At 68.0% G+C, this 9,693-nt stretch carries 17 protein-coding genes; 4 read left to right on the top strand and 13 right to left on the bottom strand.

What is annotated here, in order from left to right:
* The first annotated feature begins 169 nt into the window (after nucleotides 1-169).
* From CJZ98_RS16560 to CJZ98_RS16570, 3 genes are all read left to right on the top strand, one after another.
* Nucleotides 170-487: a nucleotidyltransferase family protein gene (locus CJZ98_RS16560; RefSeq protein WP_094592223.1), complete on the top strand. Its 318-nt coding sequence runs from the start codon at nucleotides 170-172 to the stop codon at nucleotides 485-487.
* On the top strand, nucleotides 484-858 hold the full coding sequence (locus CJZ98_RS16565) for a HepT-like ribonuclease domain-containing protein (RefSeq protein ID WP_094592224.1): 375 nt from the start codon (nucleotides 484-486) through the stop codon (nucleotides 856-858). The genes CJZ98_RS16560 and CJZ98_RS16565 overlap by 4 nt, the downstream gene beginning before the upstream one ends.
* 226 nt (nucleotides 859-1,084) lie before the next feature.
* Complete coding sequence (locus CJZ98_RS16570; RefSeq protein ID WP_094592225.1) at nucleotides 1,085-1,945, top strand: GNAT family N-acetyltransferase; 861 nt, start codon at nucleotides 1,085-1,087, stop codon at nucleotides 1,943-1,945.
* Nucleotides 1,946-2,115: 170 nt separating this feature from the next.
* Here CJZ98_RS16570 and CJZ98_RS16575 read toward each other — a convergent pair whose 3' ends face one another.
* Nucleotides 2,116-2,331: a hypothetical protein gene (locus tag CJZ98_RS16575; protein ID WP_094592226.1), complete on the bottom strand. Its 216-nt coding sequence runs from the start codon at nucleotides 2,329-2,331 to the stop codon at nucleotides 2,116-2,118.
* A gap of 292 nt (nucleotides 2,332-2,623) precedes the next feature.
* Here CJZ98_RS16575 and CJZ98_RS16580 point away from each other — a divergent pair, with 292 nt between their 5' ends.
* Nucleotides 2,624-3,049, top strand: a complete 426-nt coding sequence (locus CJZ98_RS16580) for an AbrB-like transcriptional regulator (protein WP_094592227.1) — start codon at nucleotides 2,624-2,626, stop codon at nucleotides 3,047-3,049.
* A gap of 68 nt (nucleotides 3,050-3,117) precedes the next feature.
* Here the strand turns inward: CJZ98_RS16580 and CJZ98_RS18920 are convergent, their stop codons facing one another.
* The 12 genes from CJZ98_RS18920 to CJZ98_RS16640 all read right to left on the bottom strand — a co-directional run bounded on the left by CJZ98_RS18920 (nucleotide 3,118) and on the right by CJZ98_RS16640 (nucleotide 9,327).
* A complete protein-coding gene (locus CJZ98_RS18920; RefSeq protein ID WP_198537914.1) occupies nucleotides 3,118-3,264 on the bottom strand; it encodes a hypothetical protein in 147 nt (48 codons plus the stop codon).
* 176 nt (nucleotides 3,265-3,440) lie between these two features.
* Nucleotides 3,441-3,704, bottom strand: a complete 264-nt coding sequence (gene brnA / locus CJZ98_RS16590) for a type II toxin-antitoxin system BrnA family antitoxin (RefSeq protein ID WP_094592229.1) — start codon at nucleotides 3,702-3,704, stop codon at nucleotides 3,441-3,443.
* Nucleotides 3,691-3,954 (bottom strand): BrnT family toxin, encoded by a 264-nt coding sequence (locus CJZ98_RS16595; protein ID WP_094592230.1) that lies wholly within the window; start codon nucleotides 3,952-3,954, stop codon nucleotides 3,691-3,693. Before CJZ98_RS16595 ends, brnA begins: the two co-directional genes overlap by 14 nt.
* A 41-nt stretch (nucleotides 3,955-3,995) precedes the next feature.
* Nucleotides 3,996-4,976, bottom strand: a complete 981-nt coding sequence (locus CJZ98_RS16600; RefSeq protein ID WP_094592231.1) for an RAD52 family DNA repair protein — start codon at nucleotides 4,974-4,976, stop codon at nucleotides 3,996-3,998.
* 147 nt (nucleotides 4,977-5,123) lie between these two features.
* The gene (locus CJZ98_RS16605; protein ID WP_094592232.1) at nucleotides 5,124-5,807 is read right to left on the bottom strand and encodes a siphovirus Gp157 family protein; all 684 of its coding nucleotides are present in this window, start codon (nucleotides 5,805-5,807) and stop codon (nucleotides 5,124-5,126) included.
* A gap of 85 nt (nucleotides 5,808-5,892) precedes the next feature.
* Nucleotides 5,893-6,396: an SLOG family protein gene (locus CJZ98_RS16610; protein ID WP_094592233.1), complete on the bottom strand. Its 504-nt coding sequence runs from the start codon at nucleotides 6,394-6,396 to the stop codon at nucleotides 5,893-5,895.
* Between the two features lie 637 nt (nucleotides 6,397-7,033).
* Entirely contained in the window at nucleotides 7,034-7,453 is a 420-nt protein-coding gene (locus CJZ98_RS16615; RefSeq protein WP_094592234.1) for a type II toxin-antitoxin system VapC family toxin, read from the bottom strand.
* 9 nt (nucleotides 7,454-7,462) lie between these two features.
* Entirely contained in the window at nucleotides 7,463-7,756 is a 294-nt protein-coding gene (locus tag CJZ98_RS16620) for a prevent-host-death family protein (RefSeq protein ID WP_094592237.1), read from the bottom strand.
* A 123-nt stretch (nucleotides 7,757-7,879) separates the two neighbouring features.
* Nucleotides 7,880-8,143, bottom strand: a complete 264-nt coding sequence (locus CJZ98_RS16625; RefSeq protein WP_094592238.1) for a hypothetical protein — start codon at nucleotides 8,141-8,143, stop codon at nucleotides 7,880-7,882.
* A gap of 106 nt (nucleotides 8,144-8,249) precedes the next feature.
* Nucleotides 8,250-8,429, bottom strand: coding sequence for a hypothetical protein (locus CJZ98_RS16630; protein ID WP_094592235.1), 180 nt, complete (start codon nucleotides 8,427-8,429; stop codon nucleotides 8,250-8,252).
* 103 nt (nucleotides 8,430-8,532) lie between these two features.
* A complete protein-coding gene (locus CJZ98_RS16635) occupies nucleotides 8,533-9,030 on the bottom strand; it encodes a GNAT family N-acetyltransferase (protein ID WP_094592236.1) in 498 nt (165 codons plus the stop codon).
* 18 nt (nucleotides 9,031-9,048) lie between these two features.
* The gene (locus CJZ98_RS16640; RefSeq protein WP_094592239.1) at nucleotides 9,049-9,327 is read right to left on the bottom strand and encodes a type II toxin-antitoxin system TacA family antitoxin; all 279 of its coding nucleotides are present in this window, start codon (nucleotides 9,325-9,327) and stop codon (nucleotides 9,049-9,051) included.
* Nucleotides 9,328-9,693 lie beyond the last annotated feature (366 nt).

Here is a 9,693-nt window from a genome sequence, read left to right on the forward strand (position 1 = left end):
CCGGCTGACTTGCGCAGCCCTTGAGGCCACCCCGGACCATGAGGAGGGCTGCGCGAAGCCGATCCACAGAAAGCCGGTGGGGCAGGGGCTGCACCGAGCGCACCCATCGACGCCATGGGCTGGGCGACCCAGCGGATCCATCCGATACTGGGGTGCTCAGACTGTTGAGATGGCCAGCGCAGCCGCCGTGCCTCTATTCGGCCCTGATCAGGTCCTTTCGCTCCTGCGTGAGCACCAGAGTGAGTGGCGGCAGCGCTACCAGCTGCAACGCATTGGCCTGTTCGGCTCCACGGCCCGCAACCAGGCCACAGCCACCAGCGACGTGGATGTGTGGGTCGAACTCGATCCCCTCACGCCCTACGCCACGGTGCACCTCAAGCAGGAGCTGGAGGAGCTGCTGCAACGCCGGGTTGACCTGGTGCGCCTGCGCGAGCACATGAATCCAGCCCTGCGCCAGGCCATCCTTGACGAAGGCATCAGCGCGTGAGCGGCGACCTGCTGTTGCTGCTCACGCCGCTGCGGCAGGCCCTGGAGCGAATCGAGCGCAAGGCACAACCCTTGCTGAGCGATCCGGCACTGCTGAACCATGAGGAAGGCCAGGACCTGCTCGATGTGATCTGCATGCAGTTCCTCGCAGCAGGGGAGGCCCTCAAACGACTGGAGAAGCTCCAGCCTGGTCTGCTGGCGGCCAGCTTTCCTGACATCGACTGGAAGGGAGCCATGGGGTTCCGCGATGTGATCGCGCACCAATACTTCGATCTCGATGCCGAGCAGGTGCTGTTGATCTGCCAGCAGGCTCTACCAGGCCTTCTGGCTGCCATTCGCACCTTTGAACAACGCAGCAAGGAGACGACCTGAGCCTTTGGTTGCCCTGCCTACACGGGTTGTGTCAGGCGAGGCCGCCCCGGGCCATGAGAAGGCCTGCGCGAAGCCGATCCTCAGAGCGCCGGAAGGGCTGCGGCCCAGGGCGCTGGCGGATCTCGCCTCTGAGCCGCGACGTGACCTACCGCAGCGAGAACCGCTTCATGGCGGATCTGCCCGCTGAAATCCGGCCAGGATGGACGCACCGTGAGCGTTCCACCCCATGGCTCTCGAGCTGATCCCGCTGCAACCCGAGCACGTTCCTGAGCTGGCCCGGATCTGCCACGACGCCTTCGCCAGCCTGCACGATCGCCATGGCGTGCCCCGGGACATCGCCGACGTCGACACGGCGGAGATGATCCTCTCCCATGTCGCCGGCCGACCCGACTACACCGGCGTCGTGGCGGTCCTCGACGGGCGTCCCGTGGGGTCGAACTTCCTGCTCCATGCCGATCCGATCGCCGGGGTGGGACCGATCACCGTGGATCCGGCGCTCCAGTCCCGGGGCGTCGGCCGTGAGCTGATGCGCTGGGTGCTGGGGGAAGCGGAGCGCCGGGGCATCCGTGCCACCCGCCTGTTCCAGGAGGCCATCAACACCACCTCGCTGGCGCTCTACAGCCGGCTGGGCTTCGCCTGGCGGGGCACAGCGGCAGCGATGCAGCCCACTGCCGCGCCCGCCGATGATCCCGCGATCCGGCCGCTCAGCGCCGCCGATCTGGTGGAGGTCCGGAGGCTGAGCGCGGCCGCCTACGGCTTCTCCCGCGCCGGCGACGCCGCGGGGTTGCTGGCGGGAGGCATTCCCGGCTTTGGGCGGGAGCGGGACGGCCGCCTGGTGGGTTATCGGATCGTCTCCCTGTTCGGCCACGCCGCCGCCGAGACGGAGGACGATCTGCTGGCCCTGATCGCCCACAGCGCCCGGCATGTCCCGGCCCCCATGGCCGTGTTCCTCTGCCCGCTCCATCACACGGATCTGTTCCGCCGTGCGCTGGAGGCCGGCCACCGCACGCTCAAGCAGCTCTCCTACATGTCCTACGGGGAGTACGCCGAACCGCCCGGGGTCTACCTGCCCTCGATCCAGTGCTGACGAGCTGCTCAGGCGACGGCGCCCTGCCCCCCGCCGAGCGAGCCGATGCCCTGCTCTCGCAAACGTGCGGTGCAGGCCTGTCGCCAGACGCGCTGCCAACTCCCGGCCGCGCCTGAACACCGGCCGGTTGTCCCGGCCGGTGCGGGAGGCGAAGGCCTCCCGCCGGTCAATCAGAGCACCGACACCGTGGTGCCGAAGCGCCCCTGCAGCTTGCGTGCCAGGGCATGGGCCCGCTCAGCAGGGATCAGGCGCAGCTTCTTGACGGGCTTGCCGCGACGGCCGAGCGGTGTGGTGAGCCGCTCATGGCCATAGGCCTTGATGCCATCGGGATAGACGTGCAGCACCAGGGTGCGGATCTCGCAGCAGGGAGCGGAGGGGAGGGCCATGGAAGCAACGGCGTGGAACACCCCGACCGAGGCCCGCTGCGGTGGCGGCGGCAAGGACCGCGCCAGCGGCCCGGCCTGATCCTTGCCGCCGCCGGCGCCGTGGGCACGCTGGGAGGGGCCACGCCGTTTCCATGGCACTCAACTGCGCCGGTGCGCAGGGTTCCGACCCGCTCAGCGTTGATGCCGGCGGACAACGAGACCGGAGGCAATCGGGCTGGGCCTGCCGGAATCGAGCGGGGGCAAGTCCGCCGGAGAGTGCCAGTAGCCTTGGCTTGTTCGATTTCGAACCTCCATGCTGATTGGAGCTGAACTGGTCGCCAAGGTGCTCGAGCTGGGCGATACCCCCAAGGCCGACATCGTCCGGACCTGCGGGTACGTGAGCACCACCAAGAAGGGCAGCGAGCGGCTGAACTACACCGACTTCTATCTGGCCCTGCTCGCCGCCAAGGGCATCGCCCTCACCGATGGTGATGAGAACGAGGTGCGGGAGCTGACCTACACCACCAAGGTGCAGGCCAGCGGTTCGGTCACGGTGGGTCGGGCCTACACCTCCCAGATCCAGCTCAAGCCCGGCGACGGGCTGCAGATCAAGGTCGGTGAGGGAGATCTGCAGCTGGTGCCGATCACGGCGCCTGCTGAGCCTGTGGCGGTGAGCGAGCCTGCGGTCGTGCCGGTGACGGAGACCGTTGCCCCCGTGGAGCAGCCTCTCGCCGCCTGAGTCGCCGGCTCAAAGCAACGTGTCAGGGGCCGCTGCAGCGGCCCTTTTTTTATGGCCTCAGAAGGCCGTCAGCCCTGCCGGTCGCCGCGATCGGCGGTGCAGCTGCAACCGCAGTCGCAGGTGCCGCCGCTGGTGCAGGCACAGGTGCTGGAGCAACCGCAACCGCAGGGGCAGGCGGCGGGCTGGGTGAGGGGAGTGGAACAGGTCCAAGCCATGGTGATTCTCCGGGTTGGTGATGGTCTGGGGATCGCGGGAGGAGCCTCAGCCCCGCCCACAACCCAACCATGCACCCTCCAGTCGAGTGGAGAGTCAAGGGCGAGAAGGGCGGGGAGCCGCCCAGTGGGCCAGGCGAGTGCTCGCCTGGCGGGACGCCCGGGCCCTCAACCACGCGTCAAGGGATCTGGAGACCCTCTGCATCGGGCTGCGGCATGCGGGTAGGGCGCTCCAGCCGCTCGGCAAGCCACACCTTGATGATCGACTGGCGCGTCACACCCAGGCGACTGGCTTCCCGGTCCAGCTGTTCCACCATCCAGAGCGGAAAGTCGACATTGACGCGCTTCTGCTCGAGGCGATGGCGACGGGCCTGGGCGAGATCGAGGGCATCGAGCACCGTCTCCCCATCATCGAAGCGCCGATCAAAGTCAGAGCTGTTCATAGAGATCCACCTCTTCTGGACGAGACCGCCTGACGGAGATCAGACGCACGGTCTGCTGGCGATAGGTGATCACGGCCGACCAGTGGTTGTCATGGATCCGGCCAATGACCAGAAACCGCGGTTCGCCCGCGGTCTGGGCCGGGATCTCCAGTAGGGCTGGATCCCGCCAGAGGTCCTGGGCGGCAAGGAAGTCGACGCCGTGCTTGGCCCGGTTGCTTGCACTCTTGGAGGGATCGAACTCAAACCGCATACGGTGTTCAATCTATACCTTTTTCATACCGGAGCTGTGGGTTAGACCTCCCTAGCGGATCCGCCCTCCCCCAGAAACACCTCGATCCACTCCCGGTGGCGGGCCGTCGTGATCAGCCCTGCCAGGGAGGGTTGGGCCTCGGGCACCTGAAAGGCAGCGCGAAAGCCCTTGGCAAAGGCCTCCCGCCGGGCAACGGGCAGGGCCTTGATGCGTTCCTGCAGTGCCTGGATCGTGGCTTGGACCAGGGGAGCCGCTGCGGCCGCTGCCGCAGGAGTGGGCCGGGCCGTGGCGGGCCGTGCCACCGCGGCGGCACTCACGCTGCGCGGCGCTGTGGGCCCAGCCGCGGGGGCGGCTGCGGGCGCCGCACTCACCTGCCGCTGGCGCTTGTCGTAGAGCGCCAGGCCGAACGGGTTTCCGAAGGTCATCAGGGCCCGTTTCATGGCGTCGGTCTCGGCCTCCTTGAGGGCCGATTCGTGGGCCTGGCCCAGGTCGCAGTCGATGCCATGACCGGCACCACTGCCCTCGCGGATCACCTGGGCCTGGCCGGGGCCGCCGACCGTGATGCGCACCTGGGCGGTGTAGGTGACGCCCCAACCGGGCTTCTGGTCACGGCCGATCGGGCGCTCCCGCTCGTTGACGCAGTGCTGGGCGATGGTCTGCCGCTGCCAGCCGTCGAAACCAAAGATGCGGTTGGCCTCAGCGATCACCTGCCAACCCTCGAGGTAGCTGACAGAGCTGCGGCCCTGCTCCCGCTGGCGCACATGGGCGCGATCGAGAGGAGCGGCGAGGGCGGCGATCTGATCGGCGGAGAAGCCGCCAGACGGCTGTGTCATCGCTGCGGCAACGGAGTGACCAGCAGCTGACGCGGATGGAACGGGGGCTGGTTCGCCCGCAGCGGCCTCCTGCTGGAGGGTGTCGCGCAGCAGTTGCAGGGTGGAGGGAGCACGGCCGGCGGGCCCGGCCCGGCGCAGAGGAGCCGCAGCGGTATGGGCAGCCTGGGCAGCGGTGGTGATGACAGTCATGGCGATCGATGAGAGACGTGCTGTGGCTCGATGGATCAGCGGAGCGATGGATCAGCAGAAGGGGCGCGACGCAGACCGGGAGTCCTGAGCCAATCCCCGGCCTGCCGCTGCAACACCCCATCGCAAGGGGGACCCTGGCCCCACCCCTCAGTGGATGGACCAGTGGCGGCGCTTGATCAGCCGGGCGCCGGGCACGGCGGTGGCGGCGATGGAGAGGGCCAGCTGGGCGGCATCCGGCTTGGCGAGGCCAAGGGTGGCGGCGGCGATGGCGGCGCGGATGCGGGCCTTGATCGACAGCTTGTCCGGCGTGCGGCTGGTGTGGAGGGCCACCAGTTCGGCGGGCAGGGCGTCGGGGTCGTCGATCTCCACCACATCGCTGCTGCGGCTGGTGAGGCGGTGATCGATCAGCCGATGGGTGGTGGCGGTGGGATCGAGGCGGCTGAGCAGCTGGATCAGGGTGGATTCGAGCGCATCGGCGCGGCTGTCCTCACCCTTGGCGAGGGCGGCGTAACGCTTGGCCTGACCCTGGTGGTAGCCGGCCTCGGCGCGCAGGCGGCCAATCACCCAGCAGGTGGCATCGGCCTTGCGGGTGAAGGCCTCGCGCTTGTCCTGCTCGATGGCGAGGGATTCCTCCAGATCGGCGATGGCACGGGCGCGTTCGGCCTCGTCGTCGGTGTCGAGGCGTTCGGCGAGACGGGCGATCCAGTGGGTTTCAGACTGGAGTTCGCTGCCCAGCTCCCAGAGGCTGGGCAGGGGGGCACTAGATGCGCCCGCTGCCGCGCTGGGCTGTGCGGGAGCGACTAGAGCGGTGATCGGAATGGCGACGGACATGGCGAAGCAGACGTGTGTGAGAAGTGCCCGAGCAGAACCCCGGCAATGCAGCAGAACCCAGCCACAAAGGGGGCGTAGCCCCCCCTCAGGCGCGGATGGTGAGCAGCTCGATCGATAGGGAGGAGCGGGCCTGCAGGCTGCGGGTGAGCTGCACCAGGGAGGCGGTGCCAGGGCCGCCCGGGAAGGCCACCACGAGCAACGCGGCACCGGCCGGAAGCAGGGCGAGCTGGGCGAGCTGGGCGATGGCCTGGTGGAGCATCTGGCGGTTGCGGATCGGACCGGCAGATCGGCCGTGCTGCTGCCAGAGGGCGGGGCAGGCGATCACGGGCCAGCCGAGCTGATTGGCGGCGGCGGCAATGGCGCGATCGGCGCCGGGGGCGGCGCCATGGAACAGGGCCTGCACGATGCGGCCTCCCGTGATCTCCAGGAGATGGACGGCGACGCGGCTGGGGCTCCAGGCGAGTGTGCGGCCACCAGCGGCGACGACCACCAGCTGACGGCAACCGGGAGGATCAGGAGCGGGGGAAATTGTGCGCAGAAGCAATGAATCAGGCGGCACCAAGGCGGCGGCCTGAGCAACGGATTGCATGGGATAACGATCAACGCGAAAGGGGCTGACTCAAGGAGCCCGGCCCGCCCGGCGCCATCCCTTGAGCACCTTCTAATTATATCAGCACGGGCGTACTAGCCACGGAAGCGGGGCCGGGAGCGGGGCCCTCTCAATGACTCTTTACGGACCTGAATTAGCCATCAGTGCGAACGAGACCATGGATCAATCAGCAGCCGCAAGGCCAGCCATGACAGGCCAGATGACACCCCCAGAGACAGCCCACATTGCAGCCCCAACGACAGCCGAAACCCTTGCCCTCAGACCTCAGCACGGGCCTACGAAAGGCTGGCCACCGCAGTCGCGGGAGAGCGCCGGGCGGGCAGCAGCAACGCCACCAGCCCCGGCGGCGGCAAGGACTCCAAGATCACACGAGCGCCAGGGCCGGTGACCGCGCAGCGGCCTCGCCGGCTCGCGCAGCCCTGGCGCCGTGTGACATCCTCACCCCCTGCCGCCGGGTGGCGATCAAGCACTGTCGGCTGATCCAACTACCCCTGAAAGCAACTCAGGGGACGTGCAGCAACAGCAAGACCAGTGACTCCGATTGCATCAGAACTGGGGGCTTGTTTTGATTGTGCAAGGACAATCAGATGACGCCTGACAGCGATGGTCCTTGCGGTCAAGCAAGGATGGGCAGCTGGAGTAATTGGGCCGCCTGATTGAGGCGACTGTCAAAGCAGGCAAAGGTGACCGGCTGCTCCATGCTGCTCTGCAGTTGATGGGCAGCGGCCAGCTGAACGCTGTCATACCCACGCAGAGCAAAGCCATCGGCCAGGCGGCCGGCGGCTTCCACCAGCGGCTGGTTGACTTCCACAATCACCAGCGCCGACCAGAGCCCACTCAGGCCCTGGCGGGCCTGCTCGATGGCGTCGGCACTGGCCGGATCCTCTCGGGCGCGACGCGCCATCGCGGCGGTGGCCTCAGCCCAGGTGATGCGGCAAACGGCAATCCATTCCGCCGAGGCGGCTGCGCAGAGCATCCGCTCGGAGTCCGGCTCCTCAATCAACAGCTTGATCAGGGCGCTGATGTCGCAGAACAGCGTCGACGCTCAGCCCCGGTCTTCCAGCACGATCGCGCTCACCAGCTTCCCCTCGCCCTGTAACCGGACCGGCGCAGCCAGGACTGGCTTCTGCCCGTTCCAGCTCACGATTCCAGCGTCCAGGGCCTGCTGCAGCGGTGTCGTTGCCGCAGGCCCCTCGGCCCGGATCGCCTTGATGCGGGCAATGCGCTTGCGGTGCGAGGTCACTTGGACGAAGTCACCGGCCTGGGGGCGTGACAGCCAGGCGGAGAGGTGGGTCTTGAGATCCAGGACCGAACCCTGAGTTGTGACCACAGCTGCCATGGACTGCTCCGGCGCTGGGGCCATTTTAGTCGCCTTGCCCGGGCCTGGATCGGCAGTAACCCCCTGTTGTTGCTGGGCTCCAGCGCCACCAGAGCCTGATCGAGCCCACGGGAGGCCGCCGCCTCAGGCCGCCTGGTGCCGGTCGCTCACCAGCGCACCAGTGCAGGCCACAGGCAACAGGCTGGAGCGACCAGCTCGGTACCAGGTCTCCACCAGGGCCTGGCTGGAACGGTGCGGGAGCTCACCGGCCAGGAGCCAGAGCTCGTCATGGAGCACCTGGGTCTGATCCGGCATGCCCACGTACCAGGGGGTCTGCGGATCCACGGACAGCTCCTCGTGGAGCAGCAGCAAGGCCTCCAGAACAGAGGCCGCGAGCTCGGGTGTCATCGCAACGGAAGAATCACCATCCACGCACAGCACGGTGACCGGCATCAAGGGCGCCAGGGCCTGGCCCATCCCGCAGCGGCAGCTCTGCTGCAGCGAACCGCCGCGCTCAACGGCGTTGCTGAGGCCCCGACCAGATGCGCTCCAGCGAACGGCGGAACTCCTGCTCCGTCATCGGCCTGGCCAGGCGACGGCCACGCAGGGTGCTGCCGATCCACCAGAGCTGCAGACCCCCAAAGACAAGGGCAAACAGCCCCAGCTGGACATAGCCCCCGTTCAGATGCTCCATGACGCCGGGCGGGCAGCATCAACGCCACCAGCCCCGGCGCCATGGGACACCCTCACACTCCACCTGACGCCGGTTGACACCACGGGCACGTCATCCCTGTCCATCAACCCCTTAGGGCCTTGAGATCCTTGATGAGGGCATAGAGATGCAAGGGATCGGTAGGGGAGGACTGGAAGCCGAAATGGCCATAGAAGCTGCGGGCCCGTTCATCCTTGGCGTGCACAACCAAGGCGCGGATACCGGCAATATCAGCGGCCGCCAAAGTGCGCAAAATGGCATCTTTCAGCAGTCCAGCCCCAAGGCCCTGGCCCTGGTGAGACCGGGCGACCGCCAGGCGCGCCAGCACCATCAGCGGAACCGGATGGCGGGCCAGCCCCTTGCGCACACGTTCGGGCGCCTGATCAGGCGCCACTTCTCCCACCACCAGGGTGTGAAAGCCCACCACCTCCGCGTCCTTGAGGGCCACATAGGTGCGGCTGGCGTGGGCCCGCTGGTTCACCAGCGCGTAGCGCACCAGAAAGCGATTGAGGGCGTCATCGCCGCAGTTGAAGTCTTCCACCGCGTGGCCGGCGTGCAGCGGCTCGATCGTCCAAGGGGGCATCTGGGATCAGCTGGCTGCTCAGCCCTCGAACACGCTGGGCTCCTGCAGCAGCCGCTGCATCCGTGGATGGCGCTGCGGCGGGGCATCCAGAGCGGCCACAAAGGCCTGCCAGCGCTCCGGATCCAGAGCAAACACTCGCCGGTCCGCCAGGGTCTCGGCGGCACTGGCCAGGGCGCTCTCCAGCACGAACTCACTCACACTGCGCTGGGCGGCCTCTGCCGCGCGCTGCAGGGTCTGCTTGGCGGCCGGCGTCAGCCGTAGGTCGAGCTTTTCGCTACGGCGCTGGGATCCGGCCATGGCGTCCTCCACCTGGAAGCCACGCTAGCCCTGAATGCCCGACATTGTCAGGACATAGGCCTCAGTCCGTAGCGCGGGCGCGGTTCGGTACTGAACCGTCCTGGCACCGGGGCGGGGTGGGAGCGGCGGGATCCATCCTCGGGGGTTCTGACCTCACGACTGCCAGTCCTCGTCTTCAAAGCAGGTAAGCGTGAGCACGCCTCAGGCACTTGGCGGCAAAGGCTCCAGCCAATCCATCAGCGCCTGCAGCTCTGCCTGCGGATCCCGCCGCAGCAGCTCCACCACCTCCTCCCCCGGCGCGGCAGCCTGGCGCAACAGGGCGGCGGTGCTCCCGCCCAGCTGTCCCGCCACCTGCAGCAGCGCCGC

It is taken from the genome of Vulcanococcus limneticus LL, from assembly GCF_002252705.1.
GTDB classification, from domain to species: domain Bacteria; phylum Cyanobacteriota; class Cyanobacteriia; order PCC-6307; family Cyanobiaceae; genus Vulcanococcus; species Vulcanococcus limneticus.